Origin of the sequence: Mycobacterium ulcerans subsp. shinshuense (genome assembly GCF_002355775.1) — a bacterium.
In the GTDB taxonomy this organism is placed as follows: domain Bacteria; phylum Actinomycetota; class Actinomycetes; order Mycobacteriales; family Mycobacteriaceae; genus Mycobacterium; species Mycobacterium marinum.
In genome coordinates this window covers 5,548,542-5,568,814 of sequence record NZ_AP017624.1, presented here as the reverse complement: position 1 = coordinate 5,568,814, position 20,273 = coordinate 5,548,542, and the positions used below count along the sequence as shown (strand labels likewise).

Annotated in this window: 17 protein-coding genes and 1 pseudogene; 10 read left to right on the top strand and 8 right to left on the bottom strand. The window is 67.6% G+C overall.

Annotation, left to right across the window (positions count from 1 at the left end; all coding sequences use genetic code 11):
* The first annotated feature begins 17 nt into the window (after positions 1-17).
* Positions 18-1,535, top strand: coding sequence for a cyclic nucleotide-binding domain-containing protein (locus tag SHTP_RS24745; protein WP_096372075.1), 1,518 nt, complete (start codon positions 18-20; stop codon positions 1,533-1,535).
* A 69-nt stretch (positions 1,536-1,604) separates the two neighbouring features.
* Here the strand turns inward: SHTP_RS24745 and SHTP_RS24740 are convergent, their stop codons facing one another.
* On the bottom strand, positions 1,605-2,981 hold the full coding sequence (locus SHTP_RS24740; RefSeq protein WP_096372074.1) for a bifunctional lipase/adenylate cyclase LipJ: 1,377 nt from the start codon (positions 2,979-2,981) through the stop codon (positions 1,605-1,607).
* A gap of 2 nt (positions 2,982-2,983) precedes the next feature.
* The gene (locus tag SHTP_RS24735) at positions 2,984-3,589 is read right to left on the bottom strand and encodes a TetR/AcrR family transcriptional regulator (protein WP_096372073.1); all 606 of its coding nucleotides are present in this window, start codon (positions 3,587-3,589) and stop codon (positions 2,984-2,986) included.
* A 187-nt stretch (positions 3,590-3,776) separates the two neighbouring features.
* Between SHTP_RS24735 and SHTP_RS24730 the strand changes: the two genes are divergently transcribed.
* Positions 3,777-4,727, top strand: coding sequence for an oxygenase MpaB family protein (locus SHTP_RS24730; protein WP_096372072.1), 951 nt, complete (start codon positions 3,777-3,779; stop codon positions 4,725-4,727).
* A 20-nt stretch (positions 4,728-4,747) separates the two neighbouring features.
* On the opposite strand, the gene rpsR is transcribed toward SHTP_RS24730, so the two are convergent.
* From rpsR to rpmB, 4 genes are read right to left on the bottom strand one after another with little or no spacing between them, the layout of a single operon-like run.
* Positions 4,748-5,011: a 30S ribosomal protein S18 gene (gene rpsR, locus SHTP_RS24725; RefSeq protein ID WP_011742332.1), complete on the bottom strand. Its 264-nt coding sequence runs from the start codon at positions 5,009-5,011 to the stop codon at positions 4,748-4,750.
* 6 nt (positions 5,012-5,017) lie between these two features.
* Positions 5,018-5,323 (bottom strand): 30S ribosomal protein S14, encoded by a 306-nt coding sequence (gene rpsN, locus SHTP_RS24720; protein ID WP_011742331.1) that lies wholly within the window; start codon positions 5,321-5,323, stop codon positions 5,018-5,020.
* On the bottom strand, positions 5,324-5,488 hold the full coding sequence (gene rpmG / locus SHTP_RS24715) for a 50S ribosomal protein L33 (RefSeq protein WP_011742330.1): 165 nt from the start codon (positions 5,486-5,488) through the stop codon (positions 5,324-5,326). It lies immediately after the preceding gene.
* A complete protein-coding gene (gene rpmB / locus SHTP_RS24710) occupies positions 5,488-5,724 on the bottom strand; it encodes a 50S ribosomal protein L28 (RefSeq protein WP_011742329.1) in 237 nt (78 codons plus the stop codon). The genes rpmG and rpmB overlap by 1 nt, the downstream gene beginning before the upstream one ends.
* Before the next feature lie 129 nt (positions 5,725-5,853).
* On the opposite strand from rpmB, the gene mrf reads away from it, so the two are divergent.
* The 4 genes from mrf (at position 5,854) to SHTP_RS24690 (ending at position 9,977) form a co-directional block, all read left to right on the top strand.
* Entirely contained in the window at positions 5,854-7,050 is a 1,197-nt protein-coding gene (gene mrf, locus SHTP_RS24705) for a ribosome hibernation factor-recruiting GTPase MRF (RefSeq protein ID WP_096372652.1), read from the top strand.
* On the top strand, positions 7,047-7,319 hold the full coding sequence (locus SHTP_RS24700) for a type B 50S ribosomal protein L31 (protein WP_011742327.1): 273 nt from the start codon (positions 7,047-7,049) through the stop codon (positions 7,317-7,319). Before mrf ends, SHTP_RS24700 begins: the two co-directional genes overlap by 4 nt.
* Positions 7,320-7,488: 169 nt before the next feature.
* A complete protein-coding gene (locus tag SHTP_RS24695; RefSeq protein ID WP_011742326.1) occupies positions 7,489-8,388 on the top strand; it encodes an SDR family NAD(P)-dependent oxidoreductase in 900 nt (299 codons plus the stop codon).
* Between the two features lie 2 nt (positions 8,389-8,390).
* Positions 8,391-9,977 (top strand): AMP-binding protein, encoded by a 1,587-nt coding sequence (locus tag SHTP_RS24690; RefSeq protein WP_096372071.1) that lies wholly within the window; start codon positions 8,391-8,393, stop codon positions 9,975-9,977.
* Here the strand turns inward: SHTP_RS24690 and SHTP_RS24685 are convergent.
* Positions 9,950-14,812, bottom strand: a complete 4,863-nt coding sequence (locus SHTP_RS24685) for a cation-translocating P-type ATPase (RefSeq protein ID WP_096372070.1) — start codon at positions 14,810-14,812, stop codon at positions 9,950-9,952. The two genes, SHTP_RS24690 and SHTP_RS24685, sit on opposite strands and share 28 nt — an antisense overlap.
* 468 nt (positions 14,813-15,280) lie before the next feature.
* Entirely contained in the window at positions 15,281-15,514 is a 234-nt protein-coding gene (locus tag SHTP_RS24680; RefSeq protein WP_015354093.1) for a hypothetical protein, read from the bottom strand.
* A gap of 578 nt (positions 15,515-16,092) precedes the next feature.
* On the opposite strand from SHTP_RS24680, the gene SHTP_RS24675 reads away from it, so the two are divergent.
* The 4 genes and pseudogenes from SHTP_RS24675 (at position 16,093) to SHTP_RS24660 (ending at position 20,273) form a co-directional block, all read left to right on the top strand.
* Complete coding sequence (locus SHTP_RS24675; RefSeq protein ID WP_420873052.1) at positions 16,093-17,295, top strand: ISAs1-like element IS2404/ISMul1 family transposase; 1,203 nt, start codon at positions 16,093-16,095, stop codon at positions 17,293-17,295.
* 21 nt (positions 17,296-17,316) lie between these two features.
* A pseudogene (locus SHTP_RS24670) lies at positions 17,317-17,688 on the top strand (ISAs1 family transposase); the annotation flags it as partial.
* Positions 17,689-17,715: 27 nt separating this feature from the next.
* Positions 17,716-19,311 carry a PE family protein gene (locus SHTP_RS24665; RefSeq protein ID WP_231991218.1) on the top strand — a complete coding sequence of 532 codons (1,596 nt, stop codon included), beginning with the start codon at positions 17,716-17,718 and terminating at the stop codon, positions 19,309-19,311.
* Between the two features lie 92 nt (positions 19,312-19,403).
* On the top strand, positions 19,404-20,273 hold the full coding sequence (locus tag SHTP_RS24660) for a rhomboid family intramembrane serine protease (RefSeq protein WP_012392287.1): 870 nt from the start codon (positions 19,404-19,406) through the stop codon (positions 20,271-20,273).

Genomic DNA, 20,273 nt, shown 5'->3' with positions numbered 1-20,273 from the left:
GTGCTAACTTACCAAAGGTGACGCAGGTCACCACTTTTCCGCTAGTCGACGCGATCGTGTCGCGTCGGGGTGGCAGCCTGGACGGCGTTGTCGTCATCGCCGCACAGCATCTGCTGGAGACGACGCATGCGATGCTGCGCTCGTTGTTTCGGGTCGGGCTCGACCCCCGCAACGTCGCGGTGATCGGCAAGTGTTACTCGACTCATCTCGGAGTCGCCGATGCCATGCGAGCCGACGGTGTTCACGTCGATGAGTTCAGCGCCGCCTACGCGCCCCACGAATCCTTCGACACCGAGTACACGCGACATGTGGAACGGTTCTTCGCCCAATCCTGGGATCGGCTTGCGGCTGGCCGAGCCGGCCGAGTCGTGCTGCTCGACGACGGTGGCTCGTTGCTGGCCGCCGCTGGTGCCGCACTCGACGGCACGGCCAACATCGTCGGGATCGAGCAGACGTCGGCGGGCTACGCCAAGATCGCCAACTGCGCGCTCGGGTTTCCCGTCGTCAACATCGCCCGCTCGTCGGCCAAGCTCCTCTACGAGTCGCCGATAATCGCGGGCAACGTGACACGATGCGCCTTCGGTCGCATCGAGGGCCTCGACCGCGGTGACGCCATCCTGATCACCGGTGCGGGAGCGATCGGCAGCGCGCTGGCCGACCAGCTGCGTCCCCGTCATGAGCGGGTGGATGTGTACGACACCCGCGTGGGCCACCCGGGCCCGATCGATCTGACCCAGGCGATCGGTGACTACGACGTGATCATCGGTGCCACCGGAGCGACCAGCGTGCCCACCGAGTTGCACGATCTACTGCGCCCCGGCGTGGTGTTGATGTCGGCGTCATCGTCTGATCGCGAGTTCTCGGGCGCCGCGTTGCGCCGGCGTGCGATTCCGGATCCCAACTGCCATGCCGACCTGCGCATCGCCGACGGCAAGCTCGGTGCGACATTGCTGAACTCGGGATTTCCGGTCAACTTCGACGGCTCGGCAATGTGCGGTGACGAGTCCATGTCGCTGACCATGGCGTTGCTGGCGGCGGCGGTGCTCTACGCGGCCAGCGCGGAAGCCGCCGATATCGACTGCGATCATCCGCATCTCGGGCTGACCGACCAGGGCGACATCGTGCAGTCGTTTCTGAACATCGATGTCCCGCTGCAGGCTCTCGGCAGGCTGCCGTTGCTCTCGGTCGGCGGGTACCGTCGCATCGAGCTGCGGTCCGGCGACATCGTGTTCCGTCAAGGGGAGCCGGCGTCACACTTCTACGTCGTCGACTCCGGTGAACTCGAAGCGTTTGTCGACGGCCAGCTGGTGCTGCGGCTGGTCGCCGGCGATCACTTCGGCGAAATCGCTCTGCTCAGCGGCTGGCGGCGGGCGGCCACGGTGCGGGCGAGCCAGCCCTCAGTGCTGTGGTCGCTGGACGCCGCGGCCTTCAGCGAGGTCCTCAGAGTGGACGCCACGATGCGCGAGCTTGCGCACCAGGCCATTCATTCACGGGTCAGCCGCGTGGTCGGCGCACCCAAGTCATCGCGCGTCTAGCAGACCCGCGGCCCTTTGGCGTCGATCGCCAGCCCGAAGCCCGTCCCCGAACCGCTGCCGATCAGATCGCTACCGCTGGCCCGTGAGGTGCTCCCGGACCAGCGCACAAAGCCGCCATCGGCCCGGCACGCCCTTGAGTTCGTGTTCGCCGCGCTCGGCGAATCTGTGGCTCGAGCCGGTGACGATGTCACGCACCGTCGAGGACACCAGCACCTCACTGGAGCCGGCCAGCGCACAGACCCGGGCACCGATGTGTACGGCCAGGCCGGCGACGTCGGCCCCCCGCACCTCGACCTCGCCGGCATGAATCCCTACCCGGACCTCGATGCCGAGCACCGCGACGGCGTCGACGACGGCGTCCGCGCAGTTGATTGCCGCACTCGGGCTGCTGAACGTCGCGACGAACCCGTCGCCCGCGGTATTGACCTCGCGCCCACCGAACCGCTGGATCTCGTGGCGGACCAGGTTGTCGTGGTTATCGAGCAGGTCGCGCCAGCGCAGGTCACCCGCGGTGGCCGCGCGCTGGGTCGAGCCGACGATGTCGGTGAACATGACCGCGGTCAGTACCCGCTCGGTGACGAAGCCGCCCCGGACGCCGGTGATGAACTCCTCGACCTCGTCGAGCAACGCGGCGGTGTCGCCGACCCAATACAAGGAATCGGAACCGGGAAGCTCGACCAAGCGCGACCCGGCAATGTGCTCGGCCAGATAGCGGCCGTGCTCGGCCGGAACGAACTTGGTGCCCACCCGATGCAGGATCAGCGTCGGCGCGGTGATGTGGGGCAGCGAGTCGCGCGCATCCGAGGCTTGAACCGCGTTGATGAAGGCCCGCGCCGTGCTGGGCGAGGCCGCCCGGTTTCCGGCCAGATCCCACCAGTCGCGGAACGCGTCGTCATGGGCCACGCTGGGCGCCATGATGCGCAGCACGTCGAACCCCTGCTCGACCGCGTCGGGATTGGTTCCGAGGGTGAGGAATGGTTCGGCGGTGTTGGACCTGATGCCCAGTTCGTAGTCGGGCGCATGCAGTGTCCGCGCGGAGGCGTTGATGAGCACCAGGCTGCGCACCCGCTCGGGATAGTCGGCGGCCAGCACCAGGGCGGTCGTCGCGGTGAACCCGGAGGCAAGAATCGTGGCTTGCTGGCATCCGGCCGCGTCCATCACCGCAATCGCATCCTCGGCCCAGAACCTCGGGCCGAGCGCATCCGGCGACGATACCCGCGATGACAGGCCGACGCCGCGATGGTCGAACCGGATCAGGCGGGAAAACGACGCCAGACGGCGGTGAAAGCGGTACATCGACGGTTCGGAATCGATGGTGTCGACCGGAATCGAGGCCCCCGGTATGACGAGCAGGTCGATCGGATGATCCCCGATCACCTGGTAGGCGATGTCCAAGTCGCCGCACCTGGCGTAGCGAGTCCGGGGAGTTCGGGGCGCCTGCGACACGGCTACAACGTAATGATCGGAATCAGATAGCGGGCGGCGTACTCGCGGACCGCGGCGTCATCCGAGGTATCGAGACGCTCGGTGGGAAACATGATGATGCCAACGGCAACACGCAGCAGGATGTCGGCGATGTTGGCGAGGTCGGCGTCGGGAGCATCGGCGCCGCAGCGACGCAGCGTGTGGGCGATGCCGTCGGCGAATTGGCCGATCGGGAAGACGTGGGAGCGGGAAAACATGCCGAATAGCTCCGGCTCGCTTTCGGCTATCCGCGAGTACAGCGGGGAATCCTGGATGAGTCGGACCCCGAGGGTGAACGCCTCGATCACCGCCTCACGCGGGTTGTGGCCGTTGGTGGCCTGGTTCAGGGCGGCGCAGAACAACTCCGCCTCGCGCCGCACGACCCGTTCGAACAGCTCGCCCTTGGTGGGAAAGCGTCGGTAGATGGTGCTGCGGCTGACACCGGCCCGGGTGGCGACGTCTTCGATGTTCGCCCGCCGGACACCGTAGGTCTCGAAAACCGCGCGTGCGGTGTCCAGGATGGTGCGGTCGAGATCGGTGATCGACTCGACTCCGTCGGTGCTGGTCTCGGTGCCCATTCTGGACTGCATGATAGATCGGCTCCGCCTTGTGGATCCCCCCGAATGCCGCGTTTTCCCAGATCACTGCCCCTGATCTGGAGCCTGACGCGGGGCACCGCTCATTTGCGGCCGCCCGCCGCGGTGGCTAGGTTGACACAAAGAGACGAACGTGTATCAGTGGTTCACTAACGACACATGGATTCGTCAAGGAGGGTGGATGGCAACGGAGCTGACCGCGGGCGTGGATTTCGACACCGGTGTCCGGGAGGCCCTACCCATGCCGATCGACCGGCCCGTCGACGACGAGATCGTCGCGCAGCGGCTGGGCCCGACTTCGCTGATCTGGAAATTCTATGGAGACGTGCGTACTCAACTCTTCGGATTCCAGCGCGCGGCCGGCACCGAAAACTGCATCGAACAGCTCGGTCAGGGAGTCCTCGATCATTCGGTGATCTTCAGCGACACCCTGGGCCGGGCCAAGCGCACCGGATCGCCCTTGATGCGGACCGTGTATTCCGAGGACCCCCATGGGTGGGGTCGCACGGTGCGGGATTTCCACAAGCCGATCAAGGGCACCATCGGTGATGGCTCTCGGTACCACGCGTTGAATCCGGAGTTGTTCTACTGGGCCCACGCCACGTTCGTCGACCAAATCCTCTACAACACCGACACGTTCATCCGGAGGCTGTCCCGCGCGGAAAAGGAGCAGATCTTCGAGGAGACCAAGATCTGGTACGGCCTTTACGGCGTCAGCGATCGAAGTCAGCCGCAAACCTATGACGAGGTCGTGGCCTACTGGGACGGCATGCTCGACCGGTTCGTCCCGCACAAGACCGTGCTCTACGGGACCGGCTATCTACGCAAAGGGATCCCTGGCCCCCGCAAGCTGCCTGCGCTGATCTGGAGGATCCTGTCTGCGCCCCTGAACGCCTACGCCCGGTTGGTGATTGTCGGAACCCTGCCGCCGCAGATGCGCGAGGTGTGTGACCTCGATTGGAATGCCAAGAAGGAGAGGCGATTTCAGCGTTCCGCCGCCCTCATACGAGGGCTGAATCCGGTGCTGGTGCGGCTGCCGGTCAGGTTGATCTACTTGCCATGGGCGGCGCAGGCGTGGACCCGCTCGGGGGTTGACCCGCGCAGGCTCCACCGCCGCGCCGTCTCGACATAACGGCCGCCGCGAGGACGGCCCTACTGGGGCCGGGAGGCTGGATACGGCAGCAGCGCCATTTCGCGGGCGTTCTTGATCGCGGTGGCGATCTGCCGTTGTTGTTGCACGGTGAGACCGGTGACCCGACGAGAGCGGATCTTGCCGCGATCGGAGATGAACGTGCGCAACCGCGAGATGTCCTTGTAGTCGACCTCGCTGACCCCGAGCGAATCCAGCAGGTTCTTCTTGGCGGGCGTTGCCGGGGCTGCGATGGGGCGCCGAGTGCGTCTGGGTTTCTTTTTCATCTGCGGCTACCAGCTCGCCTTGCGAACACCCGGTAGCTGACCCGCATGGGCCAACTCGCGCACTCGCACCCGCGACAATCCGAACTTGCGCAGGTGGCCGCGCGGACGGCCGTCGATGGCGTCGCGATTGCGCAGCCGTACCGCACTCGCGTCACGCGGCTGACGGCTCAGGGCGCGTTGTGCGTCGAGCCGCTGCTCGTAGCTGCTGGTGGGAGATTGGATGATCTGCTTGAGTTCGGCGCGCCGCTGGGCGTAGCGCGCGACGATGTCTCGGCGCTTGTTGTTCTTGACGATCTTGGATTTCTTGGCCATTCAGCGTTCCTCCCGGAATGGGACGTGCTTGCGAATCACCGGGTCGTACTTGCTCAGAATGAGCCGGTCGGGGTCGTTGCGGCGGTTCTTGCGGGTGATGTAGGTGTATCCGGTTCCCGCGGTGGAGCGAAGCTTGACTGCCGGGCGAATCTCGTTGCGCGCCATTAGATCTGTTCACCGGCCCGCCGGAGCCGCGCGACCGTGGCCTCGATGCCGTCGCGGTCGATGACCTTGATGCCCTTGGCGCTGACCCGCAGCTTGATGCGACGGTTCTCCGACGGCAGGTAATAGGTCTTGAGCTGGATGTTCGGTGACCACCGTCGTCGGCTCCGGCGGTGCGAATGCGACACCGTATTGCCGAAACTCACCGTGCGACCGGTGACTTGGCATCGTGCGGACATGGGCGCCTCCTCAGTGCACGCTTATTGAAAATCATTTTCGACAACCCCGTGTGACGCACTGTATCGTGAGTCCGGTCTTAATGAAAATCGTTTTTAATAACGATCGGGAGAGCTCGGGAAGGAGTGGTGATGCGGACTCCCGTTGTGCTGGTGGCGGGGCAGGGCGATACCGACGACGTGACCGGCCTACTGCTGCGCCGGCCCGGAACGGTCGTTGTCGAGCATCGGATTGATGGGCACGTGGTGAGGCGCAACATCATCACCTTTCGCCGCGGAGAACTGAGCACTGCCGAAGAGGCGCTGGAGTTGGCGCATGGATGCGTCTCCTGCACCATTCGCAACGATCTGCTGATTCTGCTGCGCAGGCTGCACCGCCGAGACGGCGTGGACCGGATCGTGGTGCACCTGGCGCCCTGGCTGGAGCCCGAACCCATCTGCTGGGCAATCAATCACGTGCGGGTCCGGGTCGGGCCCGGCTATCCGGACGCTCCGGCCGGCCGCGACGTTCGGATCGGCGCGGTGGTGACGTGTGTGGACTCGGCGAACTGGCTGGCGCAGTCTCTCGGCGACGAGGAACTAGCCGACGGACGGACGTTCGCTCAGGTGACAGTTGGTCAGGCCGAATTCGCCGACGTGCTGGTGCTCAACCGCCCCGACCCGGTCACGCTGGCCGTGTTGCCGCGCCTGGCGCCGCGGGCGAGGATCACCGTCGGGCTCGACCGGGTCGAGTTGGCGCTGGCCAACCTCGACGACTACTCACGCAGGGGGCGCAGCGACCATCCACACGCTTCGCTGTTGGGCGGGCGGCCTCCGTTGGGCACCGACGGTGGGGTCGGCATCGTGGAGTTCAACGCCCGCCGCCCGTTTCGGCCGGAGCGCCTGCATGACGCCGTCGACCACTTGCTCGATGGCGTGATTCGTACCCGTGGACGCCTGTGGTTGGCAAATCGGCCCGATCAGGTCATGTGGCTCGAATCGGCGGGTGGAGGCCTGCGGGTCGCCTCGGCGGGCAAGTGGCTGGCGGCGATGTCACCCGCCGAGGTGGACCACGCCGACCCGGAGCGACGCCTGTTTGCCGAGCTGATGTGGGAATACCGCTTCGGCGACCGGCACACCGCGATGACGGTTCTGGCCTGCGGCGCCGACCGGGCAGAGATCACCCGGGTGCTGACCGGGGCGCTGCTCACCGACCGGGAGATGGCCCGGCCACAGGATTGGCCGGCCTACGACGACCCGTTCGGCGACTGGCATGAAGACCCGTGCCACGAGACGCCGGATGAATCCGGGCAGTTCTCCGGGCACCTCAACAAAGGAGAACTGGAATGAAATCCGACACTCACCCCGACTACCACCCGGTGGTCTTCGAGGACGCGACCACCGGCACCCGCTTTCTCACGCGATCCACCTTGACCAGCTCTCGCAGCATTGACTGGAAGACCCCCTCGGGGGTGCACACCTACCCGTTGGTGGTCGTGGAGGTGTCCGCCGATTCGCATCCGTTCTGGACCGGTACCCGCCGCACGCTCGATACCGCGGGACGCGTCGAGAAGTTTTACCGACGATATGGACGCGCTGATCGGCCCGCAACGGGCTGACCTGCCCGAATCTGGGCGGCTGAGCTGATTGTGGCCGCGGCGGCGCGGCCACGGGTCGCTGGCGGGGACTCGGATGTCGCCAAACCCCCACACCCCGGACCCGCAAATGCCAGAGTGACCATGGGTCACAATAGGCAAAACAGTAGTCCGCAACGGGGGAACCGCTCCTATGAATCTGGCGACGCAGGCCTTAGCGAAGGCCTTCGAACGAGCCAGCAACGGACTGGCGAACCCGGCGACGCTGGCCGATCCCGACCGGCTACGCGGCGCAGTTACGGGCAAGACCGCGTTGGTTACCGGTGCGTCCTACGGGATCGGCGAGGCAACCGCGCGGAAACTGGCCGCCGCCGGAGCCACCGTGCTGATGGTGGCGCGATCAGCGGAGCGCCTTGAGGACCTCGTGTCGGCCATCGCCGCGGGCGGTGGAGCGGCGGTCGCCTACCCGACCGATCTCACCGACGAGGCTGCCGTCGGGGTACTGACCAAGCAAGTCAATCAGAATCACGGACCGCTGGACATCGTGGTCAGCAACGCGGGCAAGTCGTTGCGCCGGTCGCTACATGACCAATACGACCGTCCGCACGATTTCCAGCGCACCATCGACATCAACTATCTGGGTCCGATTTGGCTGTTGCTCGGATTGCTGCCGGCGATGCGTGAGAGCGGCCGAGGCCATGTGGTGAACGTTTCCAGTGTCGGCGTACGCCTGGTCCCGGGCCCGCAATGGGGCGCCTATCAGGCCTCCAAAGGGGCGTTCGATCGCTGGCTGCGCAGCGTGGCGCCGGAGCTACACGGCGACGGTGTGGACGTGACGTCCGTCTACTTCGCCCTGGTCCGTACGCGGATGATCGAACCGACGCCGATGCTGGGCCGGCTTCCCGGCCTCGAGCCCGATCAGGCCGCCGACGCTGTGGCGAAAGCGATCGTCGAACGGCCTCGCACCAACGAGCCGCCCTGGCTGTGGCCGGCCGAACTGGCCTCGGTATTGCTGGCCGGGCCCGCCGAGCAGGCGGCGCGGGTGTGGCACCGCCGGTTCTTCGCCCCAACCGCCGAGGCAGGAAAGAGCTGACAATGATGGCTGCAGGCGTGGTCACAACCGCGGCGCGGGCGTTACTGGGATCGGGGCTGCTCAGCCCGTCCAGCCCGGCCGCCGCGCTGCGGCTGGTCCGCGAGCTGTACCGGGGCGGTACGAACCTCTACACCCCGCTCGCTATCGCGGCGGCACGGTGGCCGGAGCGGACCGCAATCGTCGACGACGACGGTGCGCTGAGCTACCGCGAGATTCAAACGATGACCGAATCGGTCGCCGGGGAGCTCACCCTTGCCGGCATCGGGCCCGGGCAAGCCGTGGGCGTCATGTGCCGCAATGGCCGCAACTTTGTCGCGGCGGCGTTTGCCGCCGGGTTGGTCGGTGCCGACGTCGTGCTGGTGAACACGGAGTTCCGCGCCACCGCGCTCGCCGCCGCGCTGGAAGCACACCAGATGCGGGTGATGTTGTGCGACGACGAGTTTGTCGACCAGGTGGCCGGAACTGGCGAATCGGTGTTGGTCATCGATCCGAGCACCGTCACCGCCCGGGACTGCGCGCGGCCCAAGGTCGCCCCCTCCGGACGAATCGTGTTGTTGACTTCGGGCACCACCGGGGTCCCGAAGGGGGTGCCGCGCAAGCCCAAGGTGAGTTCTGGGATCGGGGTCAGCGTGACGCTTCTGGAGCGAACCAGGCTGCGTGTCGGTTCGCGAATGACGCTGGCCACGCCCATGTTTCACGGTCTGGGATTTGGCATGCTGGTGCTGACCATCAGCCTGGGCGGAACGGTGCTGACCCGTCGGCACTTTGATGCCGAAGCAACGCTGGCCCAGACATCGCTGCATCGCGCCGACGGCTTGAGCGTGGTTCCGATCATGTTGGCGCGCATCCTCGATCTGCCCGATCAGGTGCGGGCGCGAAATCCGCTGCCGTGCTTGCGGGTGGTGATATCCAGCGGCGATCGACTCGATCCCAGCCTGGCGCGCCGCTTCATGGAGGCCTACGGCGACGTTCTGTACAACCTGTACGGCTCCACCGAAGTGGGCATCGGCGCACTGGCCACACCGGCCGAGCTGCGCGACTGGCCCGAGACGGTGGGCAGACCCGTCGCCGGGTGCCCGGTGCGGATTTTCGACCGGAACGGACGGCCCGTCGGGCCGCGGGTAACCGGGCGGATCTTCGTTGGCGGCGAACTGAATTCCGACGGCTATTCCGGCGGTGGCGGCAAAGCCGTCATCGACGGCATGGCCAGCACCGGAGACATGGGCTATCTCGACGAATCGGGCCGGCTCTACATCGTCGGACGTGAAGACGACATGATCGTCTCCGGCGGCGAGAACGTCTATCCGCGGTCACTGGAGAACGCGCTGGCCAGCCACCCCGACGTTGCCGAGAACGCGTTCATCGGCGTTGCCGACGAGCAGTTCGGCCAACGGCTGGCCGCATTCGTCGTCGCCCGCCCAGGCTGCGACATCGACGCGGACGCGATCCGCGATTACCTCAAGGGCCGGGTGTCGCGGTTCGAACAGCCCAGAGACATCTACCTGGTCAGCAGCATTCCGCGCAATCCGGCCGGCGAGGTGCTGCGCAAACAGCTGGCGAGCTACGCCGAACCCGAAGCCCAGTCCTGATGTTCTAGGGCCACGTCAACGGTCTTGGCCAGCCACTTGGGCGCGAGCACCGAGACCGCGGTTGCCCCGGCGGTGGCACTGAACACCCCGGTCCAGGCAACCGGTCCCAGCGGTGTGCATCCGAAAAAGTGGCTGACCACCGGGGTCTGGATGATGCCGATCAGGACGCCGGCGCTACCGAACGCGGTAGCCAAAACGAGTGGGCTGTGGCTTCGGGTCAGCAGGGTTTGTGCCAGCTGAGTGGTCACAAGCGCGGTCAATCCCATTGTCGCCGTGCGGCGTTCGGTACCCGGGGTCCAGCGGCCGATGGCCCAGGCGGCGGTCGCGCCCGCGGCGGTGACGACGCCCCGGTTGGCGATCTGGCGCATCAGCGGCGCGTCCAGGGAGGGGGTCGGAGCGGTCAGTACCGCCCGCTGGCGCCTGCGCCGTGCCTCCTCGATCTCTTCATCGCTGAGATCGCTGTCGTCCTCGGGATCGTCGTATTGCGACGTGATGGCGACCGCAAGCGCTGGGAACATGTCGGTAAGCAGGTTGACCAGCAGCAGTTGTCGGGTTCCCACCGGGGCGCGCCCGGCACCGAAAGCCGTGCCGATGATGGTGAACAGCACCTCACCCACATTGCCGCCGACGAGGATCGTCACCGCATCGCGCACGCCGGCCCACATGCTGCGGCCTTCGACCAGCGCGTCGAGCAACACACCCAGATCGTCGTCGGTCAAGACGATGTCGGCGGCGCCTCTGGCGGCCGACGAACCGCGACCGCTCACTCCGATGCCGACGTCGGCCATCCGGATGGCGGCGGCATCATTGGCGCCGTCGCCGACCATCGCGGTCACCCGTCCACAACGCTGCAGCGCGGCCACGATCTGAACCTTCTGCTCCGGGCTCACCCGGGCGAACACCTGCACGTCGGCGGCGAGTTTGGCGCACGCGTCCTCATCGAGACCGATCAGTTCGGCTCCGGTGACCACCCGGACATCCTCGGGCAAGCCGAGCTGGCGGGCGATTGCCCGCGCGGTGATGGGATGGTCGCCGGTGATCAGCACCACGTTGCGCTGCGCATCCACCAGCGCCTCGATCAATGGTCGCGCCGACGGGCGCGCGGTGTCGGCCAGGCCGACATAGCCGAGCAATTCCAGGTCGTGGGCCGCCGCATCGACTGCGTCGGCGTCGGTGTCGTCATCGTCGGCCGTGTCATGTTCCCAGGGGCGCTTGGCGACCGCCAGTACCCGCAACCCGCGTTCGGCGAGGCTGTGCACCAAGGCTTCCGCATGTTCGAGGTCGGCGTCGGGGTCCGCGAACCGGCAGCGGGGCAGGATCGTCTCGGGGGCGCCCTTGAGCATGAGTGTCGGATGGCCGTTGCTGGTCCCGGTCGTGCCTATCGAGGCGGCATAGCCGCGGCTGGATTCGAATGGGACTTCGGCGATCACGGTCCAGGCCGAATCATCCAGGCCTTCCAGAGAATTCGCCGCGACGATGATTGCCTCATCGGTCGCGTGGGCGTGCCCCTGTCCATCGTGGGGCTGGGTGGTGGCCCGGGCGGCGGCCCGCAGCACCTCGGTGGAGCGGGGGTCGGCGCTGTCGATGAACGGATCCAGCGGACTGGTCGAGCTGGGAATGGCGCACACGACACGCAGCCGGTTCTCGGTGAGCGTGCCGGTCTTGTCGAAACACACGGTGTCGACGCGGCCCAGCGCCTCGATGGTGCGCGGCGCGCGCACCAGCGCTCCGTGCGCGGTCAAGCGCTGTGCGGCGGCCAGCTGCGAGAGGGTGGCCACCAGCGGCAGCCCCTCCGGCACGGCGGCGACCGCGATGGCAACGCCGTCGGCCACCGCTTGACGCAGCGTGGCACGCCGCATCAGGGCCAAGACGCTGACCGAGGCGCCACCGGCCAAGGTGAGGGGGAGCACCTTGCTGGTCAGCTCGCGCAGCCGGGCCTGCACCCCGGCCGAGGTCTCGACGTCGGCGACCGCCGAGATCGCCCGATGCGCCGCGGTGCCGGCGCCGGTGGCCACCACGATGGCCCGCGCCCGCCCGGCCACGATGGTGCTGCCCTCGAACAGCATGCTGGCCCGGTCGGCATCGTTGACGGCGACGGGGTCGACCTGCTTGTCCACCGGCAGCGACTCACCGGTCAGTAGCGACTCGTCGACTTCGAGGTCCTCGGCCACCAGGAGGCGAGCGTCGGCGGGTACCACCTCCGGGGCGGCCAGGTCGATGACATCACCAACGCGCAGCGACTTGGCCGACACGGTGGCGGTGCGGGTGGCATGCCGGGCGGCCTCGAGCCGGCGCCGCGTGGTCGCGACCGCCGGCACGACGACCCGGCGCACCATTTGGTCTTGTTCGGCGAACAGCTCCGCCGCGGCCGCCTCGGCGCGCAGCCGCTGCACCCCACCGGTGATCGCGTTGACCGTCATCACGCCGGCCACCAGCAGCGCGTCCACGTTGCTGCCGACGATCGCCGAGGCCGCGGCGCCCACCGCCAGGATCGGAGTCAGCGGGTCGGCGAGCTCATGCCGCGTCGCCGCCGCCAGCTGGGCCAGCGTGTGTGCCGGGCCACGCAGCGGGGAGACCAGCGGTTCATAGGAGAGGTCGTCCAGGAGACGACGCCAGGTCGGCGTTCCAGGGTCCACGGCCATGGGGCGTGCACCACCGGCCAGTCGCGCATAGACGATCTCGGGGTCCAGGGCGTGCCAGGCGGTCAGCGGTTGGGGCGTGGGATCGGGGAGCCGCAGCACGGTGGCGGCCGACCAGCTTCCCGATAGCAGGGCAGTGGCGGCGGCGGTGTTGACCGGGTTGAGCCAGCGCCGGAAGCTGGCGGGGTTGGTGGTTCTGGCCTGCTCGCCGGTGACCAGCAGCAGCCCCGCCAATGTGGTGCCGCCCTGGGCGAGGTGCACCGACGACACGCTGGAGGCGCGGGCCACCGGAATCGCGGACAGAATCCGGACCGCCGCGGCGAGGTCGGTACCGGTAATGATGTCGGCAGTCCACGGGGTCGCCGCGCGCGGATCGTCCAGGGCGACCCCGATGTCGGCGATCGCCAGCGCGGCCAACGTATCGGTCGAGGCGAAATCGCGGTGCAGCGCGGTGATCAGCAAGACGGGTCCGGGATCGGTGCGCAGCTCACGCACCAGGTTCAGCAGCGGCGTGCCGGGCGGATGGGTGGATCCGACACTGGCGGACAGGTCTTCGGTGCCGGCGACATGGCGTAGCACGACCCGGGCGCCGGTCCGATGCGCCGTCTGCAGCAGCGGGATCGCATAGGGGTCGACCTCCCACCCCACGTCGACGTTGCCCACCGTCTGGCCATCGACCACCAGATCGGCGTGTTCGAGCCCCTGGGCGGGTGTGGCCGAGGGACCGCGCAGCGGAACCCAGCGCAGCCGCGCGCCGGTCGCCGGCAGCTCGTCGGGGTCGGGTTCGGGAGCCTCTTCACCGTGCAGCAGCGCGTCGGCGACCTCGTAGACCCGGTCGTCATCCCAGCCGGGTTCGTCGCCCTGGGCGCGGAGGACGGCGCGGTGGTCACCGCGCAGCGCGGCGCCGTCGATGACGACCACCTGCACCCGATCCAGCCGGCGCAGCGCGCCGGGGTCAAGCACCAATTGACCTTCGCTGGCGAGCCCGCGGCCCAGGACCGCCGCGAACGCTTGCCGGCCCATGTGCGCCGCCCGTGGCACGCCGGCCAAGATGGCGCCGGCCGCGTCCTCGGTGCCGCCGCCGGCCACCAGCGCACTCGCCGCGGCGATCAACGCGCCGTTGGCTGCGGAATTGACGTAGCTCTCCACCGGGCCGGCCATCGACCCCTTCGCCGTGTCGATGGCGGCATCGATGGACCCGCCGACCATGACGTGTGATGCCTCGCCGGCAGCGGCCGCCGCCCAGCTGTGCCGGGGTTCCTGCGCTTGCACGCCGGCCGACGAGATGACCGGAACCACCGGTGCTTGCGGCCGCCCGGGGGAGGCCAGCGCGGGTTCGCGGTCTCGCCATACCCGCCGGTGTGCCGTCGCCTCCGAGATCTGCAGGCCACGCTGCACCAGATCCAGCAGCGGGGTGCCGACCGCCTGGGTCAGCCCGTTGGCGGCGGCGGTCGTGGCGGCCAGCGCAATGTCGGTACCCACCCGGCCCAGCCGGGATTCCAGCAGCGACACCATGCGTGGCTGGTGATTGATCAGGGCGGCGGCGGCGCGGGTGGTCTGCGGTGCGGCGGGCAGCCGGATCACCCAGCCGGTCACCGCGGCGCCCAGGGCGGCCAGATCCAGCGCCGCGGCGGTGAGTGGGACCAGCACCGCCAACGGGTTGCCCGGGTCGGCGAAGGGCGCCGAGTTGGGCGAAGATAGCGATCCGGACAGGAAGATGTCGGCGGCCACGGTGGCGGCGGTGTCGCACACTTCGTCGAGCACGGTGTCGCTGTCGGCGCCGTCCTCGAGCTCGACCACCAGCCGACCCAACGCCCCCTCGACGTGCGCCTTGGCCACACCCGGGATGCGGCGGACCGGCTCCTCGACCACCGCCGCGTGCTCATGCCAGCGCGGGAATGGCAGCAACGGATCCAGGTCGAAATGCACCCGGCGACCGCTGTGCCAGCGCAGCGGCGGAGTGACGCCGTCCGGGGCCCCGTCGGCAGCACCGTTTCGCCCGATCGCCCGGTTGGTCGTCTGGGCCACCGATTGCACTACCGGACCTGCCAGCTCCACCACTGGGCTGGCTAGCGTCTGCAAAACACCGGCAGCATCGGCGGCAGTCTGCACGCCGGCCCGCACCATCTGTGCCGCTCCGCCGGTCACCCCAGCGACCAGATTGGCCACTGGGTTGACCACACCCGGAATCTTCATGCGCCACCCTTCAATAACGTGTACCGCGCCAATCCTCCTGGTGTCTTACCAACCTGTCCACACGGACCCCCGGGTGTGTGGGCCTCTGGTGAGGCGTCCGCGCATCGATCCCCGTGGGTCCGGTGCCACCACCTTGGGGGCGGCGGGAGCCGATGGAACCGACCCGGTGTTCGCTTCGGCCCGCCTGGCACTCCGGATCAATAGTGCCGCGCCGGTGCGACCGCGGGCCGCAAATCAACAGCCGTTTACCCAGATTTGCCGGAAACCGCAGGCTGGGGCCCAAGACGGCCCAGTGGTCCGCATCCACGGTTCGGGGCTGTTGCGGGCGAGTTCGTCACGTCCACGGAATCTGCGCCGCCGGGCACGCACATCGTCAATCACCGGGTGGTGGTTGGGTACCGCAAAAATGCGATACGCGCATCGCCGCGCAAGGGTGCCGCACCGCGATTTTCGGGTGGAAAACCGGGCTTACAGAATTCGGTGGTTGGCCCTGCCGACGTGGTAACCGGTCGGGAAGGACTTTTCGATGACCTGCAGCTGATGGTCCACTCTGGACTCGAGTTCGAGGACGACGCAGCCGTCGCCAACGGCCTTCGACTCCAAAACGATGTACCTTTGACCGCCACCGTTGACATCGGTGATGGGGTCACCAGAGTGCAAATTCTCGACGGCCACTAATTCAGGGGTTCCGTGTGACTCCACGCGAAATACAGTAGGGCAATCCTGCCGACCAGGGAACACCCCGCGCGGGAACAAACTTGCCGATCAGCGAGGCGCGGCGAGTCCTGGCGACAATTGGCGACACATTCGCCGGTCGAGCCGGCGCCGGTGCGGCGGCGGTGCGCCGATAGGAGGCGCTTCGCCGGCCTCCGGCCCCAGGGGCGACGACTCGGGAATGCCTGCCACGCAAGCGATAGCGCGCAAATCGAATGCTCACTATCGGCGCCGTCAAAATTGGTGTCAGTGATACCCCGGAAACGGTCTTACGCTTATTACCGGAGCACCGCCAATGTTGTGTGGGAATGAATTGCCGAGTTGCCCCCAGATGGTGTCCCAGACGGTGGAGGTGGGCAGATGTCGTATGTATTCGCGACGCCGGAGTTGGTGGTGGCCGCGGCAACGGATCTAGCCGGGGTGCAGGGCTCCGGCGTTGTTGATTAGCAGGCTTGTGGGCTGGGTTGATGATCTTTGGTGCCGCGCTATTGGGGCCGGAGTGTAGGCACGGGCTATCTGGAGAACGATCGAGTTGGTTACTGTTCGTCGTTGGTCTGGAGTTGCCCGTGCCTACCGTTTCAGTATTGCCTGTGTCGTCGGTTCCAGAGGTGTTCGACCGCTGGAGTCCTGGTGTGCGCAGCGAGCTCATCGGATCGGAGTTTCTCGATGTGTTGGCCTCGGTGCCAGACCCGAGGGACCCACGCGGTCGGAGGTATTCGCTGATGGCTTTGTTGGCGATCGCGGTTCTGGCCACTGCCGCGGGGATGCGCGGCTATGCTGGTTTTGCCACATGGGCGGCCACCGCTCCCGATGATGTGTTGGCCCAATTAGGGGTCCGGTTCCGGCGGCCCAGTGAGAAGACCTTCCGCGCTGTTTTGTCTCGGCTAGACCCCGCCGACCTCAACGCCAGGATGGGCAGTTACTTCACTGCACACGTGGCCAGCAGCGACCCCAGTGGATTGGTGCCGATCGCGTTGGACGGCAAGATGCTGCGTGGTGCTTTACGCGCCAAAGCGACAGCCACGCATCTCGTGTCGGTGTTCGCCCACCGTGCCCGATTGGTGCTCGGTCAACTCGCTGTCGCCGAGAAAAGCAATGAAATTCCCTGCGTACGTGCCCTGCTCACGCTGCTGCCGGGTAGCTTGCGGTGGCTGGTCACCGTGGATGCGATGCATACCCAGGTCGTCACCGCGAAGTTGATCTGCGCCACCTTGAAGTCGCACTACCTGATGATCGTCAAGTCCAACCAAGCCAAAATACTTGCGCGTATCACCGCGCTGCCCTGGGCCGAGGTGCCCGCAGCCGCTACCGACGACTCCCGCGGCCACGGCCGTGTCGAGACCCGCACCCTGCAAATCATCACCGCTGCACGAGGAATCGGCTTCCCCTACGCAAAACAAATCATCCGGATCACTCGTGAACGCTTGATCACCGCCACCGACCAGCGCAGCGTGGAGGTGGTCTATGCCATCTGCAGCCTGCCGTTCGAGCACGCCCGCCCTACCGCGATCATGACCTGGATGCGTCAACACTGGGGAATCGAGAACAGCCTGCACTGGATACGCGACGTCACCTTCGACGAAGACCGTCAAAGGGCACATACCGGAAACGGCGCACAGGTCCTAGCAACGCTACGCAACACCGCGATCAATCTGCACCGCCTCAACGGCGCCGACAACATCGCCGAAGCCTGCCGGATCACCGCTTTGACCGCCAACCGCCGCCTAGACCTCCTCAATCCACAATTCCCCAGCTCACAAGCCTGCTAATCAACAACGCCGGAGCCCTGACAAATCATCCGGATCACTCGTGAACGCTTGATCACCGCCACCGACCAGCGCAGCGTGGAGGTGGTCTATGCCATCTGCAGCCTGCCGTTCGAGCACGCCCGCCCTACCGCGATCATGACCTGGATGCGTCAACACTGGGGAATCGAGAACAGCCTGCACTGGATACGCGACGTCACCTTCGACGAAGACCGTCAAAGGGCACATACCGGAAACGGCGCACAGGTCCTAGCAACGCTACGCAACACCGCGATCAATCTGCACCGCCTCAACGGCGCCGACAACATCGCCGAAGCCTGCCGGATCACCGCTTTGACCGCCAACCGCCGCCTAGACCTCCTCAATCCACAATTCCCCAGCTCACAAGCCTGCTAATCAACAACGCCGGAGCCCTGAGCCGGGGTGCAGTCGGTACTCAGCGCCGCGAACTCGGCGGCGGCCGGCCCCACCATGGCCGTGATGGCGGCCGGCGCGGACGAGGTATCGGCGTTGATCGCGGGTCTCTTCGATGCCCACGCCCAGGCGTATCAGGCACTCAGTGCCCAAGCTCTGGTGTTCCACGATCAGTTTGTCCAGATGCTCAACGCCGGTGCCAGCTCCTACGCCGCGGCCGAGGCGGCCAACGCGTCCCCGCTTCAGGTGGTACAGAACCTGGGGCAAAACGTGCTCGCCGCGGTAAACGCGCCGACCCAGGCCGTGTTGGGCCGTCCGCTGATCGGTGACGGCGCCAACGGATCGCCGAACACCGGCGCAGACGGCGGCGCGGGCGGTCTGCTGTACGGCAATGGCGGCAACGGGGGATCCGGTGGGCTGGCGCAGGCCGGGGGTAACGGCGGTGCGGCGGGGCTGATCGGCAACGGTGGCTCCGGCGGCGCGGGTGGTGCGGACTTCGCCGGCACATCGGGCGGGATGGGCGGTACCGGCGGTTGGCTGTGGGGCAATGGCGGGTCCGGCGGCGGCGGGGGCGTCGGCACCACCACGCCCGGTGGGACAGGCGGTGCGGGCGGCAACGCGATGGGGTTGTTCGGCAACGGGGGCATCGGTGGCGCCGGCGGGGTCGGCCAGAACACCACCGGCACCGGGGGCAACGGGGGTGCCGGCGGAAACGCCGCGCTGCTGGGCTTCGCCGGGGCCGGCGGGGTTGGCGGGCTGGGCGGCGCCACCGGTGGCGACGGTGGTCAAGGCGGCAACGCGGCGCTGTTCGGTAACGGCGGCGACGGCGGAGCCGGAGGCGCGGGCGCCAACCTCGATGGTGGCAACGGCGGGCTCGGCGGCAACGCGGGACTGTTCGGCGACGGCGGACACGGCGGAGCCGGGGGCGTGAGTTTCGACCCGGCCGGTGGCGATGGCGGCAACGGCGGGCAGGGCGGCAACGCCACGCTGTTCGGCTATGGCGGACACGGCGGTGCCGGAGGGTCGAGTCTGAACCTGGCTGGTGGTGATGGCGGCGATGGCGGCCAGGGTGGGTTCTTCGGTGGCGGCGGCGCCGGTGGGGACGGCGGCGCGGGTTTCTTCGGAAATGGCGGCGCCGGTGGTAGCGGCCAGTTCGGCGTCGGAGCATCGTCGGCGGGCGGTATCGGTGGCAACGGGGGCCGGGTCATCGGTGACGGCGGCGACGGCGGCGTCGGTGGCTGGGGGTGCTCGCGGCCGCCGGGGGCAAGGGCGGTGACGCCATCGGCCTGTTCGGGCAGGGCGGTGCGGGCGGCACCGGCGGCGCGGCGGTGGGCGCCGGAAACCATGGTGGCAACGGGGGTGACGGCGGCACCGGTGCCCTCATCGGCAATGGCGGGGACGGCGGCGCAGCGGGAACCAGCATCGGCCAGTCGGCCAGCGGCGGCAACGGTGGCAATGCGCGGTTGCTCGGAAACGGCGGCGACGGCGGACCCGGCATCTTCGGCGGCACCGGGGGCACCGGCGGTCAGGGCGGCACCCTGGCCGGAGTCCCCGGCGCTGCCGGACCCAGCTGATCGCCCCGCGAGCCGGGGCCCGCAGCCGTAACAACGGCCCCGACCTGCGCGTTGGTCTACTAGGCGGCGGCGCGGGGCGACCGCATTGATACCAAGCCGGGCGGCGCACGCGACAATGGTGCGATGAGTGGCCCCAGCGCGCCGGAGTCGCCCGCCTGCTACCGGCACCCCGGGCGGCCGACCTATGTCCGCTGCACCCGTTGCGATCGGTACATCTGTGGTGACTGCATGCGTTCGGGCGCCGTCGGCCATCAGTGCGTCGAGTGCGTGCGCGCGGACGCCCGCACGGTGCGCCAGCCCCGTACTCAATTCGGCGGCCGACAGCGTTCGGTCACCCCGGTGGTGACGTTCTCGCTGATCGCGGTGAGCGTGCTGGTTTTCGTTCTGCAGTTGGTCGTTGCCGGACTGGGGCCACATCTGGCCCTGTGGCCACCGGCGGTCGCCGACGGCCAGCTATACCGGCTGGTTACCTCGGCATTCATGCACTACGGCACGTTGCACCTGGTGTTCAACATGTGGGCGTTATATATCGTGGGCCCGCCGCTGGAGATGTGGCTGGGCAGGTTGCGGTTTGGCGGCCTCTACGCGCTGAGCGCGCTGGGGGGCTCGGTGCTGGTTTACCTGATTGCGCCACTGAACACGGCGACCGCCGGCGCATCGGGAGCGATATTCGGCCTGTTCGGTGCCACCTTTGTCGTGGCAAAACGGCTCAATCTCGACATCCGCTGGGTGGTCGCCCTGATCGCGATCAACCTCGCGATCACGTTTGTCGCGCCCGCGGTTGGTTCCCAGCTGATCAGCTGGCAAGGGCACGTCGGCGGGCTGATTACCGGCGCCCTGGTTGCCGCGGCCTACGTCTACGCGCCTCGAGAACGCCGTAATTTCATCCAAGGTGCGGTGACCCTGACCGTTGCGGTTGCGTTCGTGGTGCTGATCTGGTGGCGCACCAGCGAGTTGCTCGCGATGTTCGGTGGGCACCTCAACTTGGGCTGA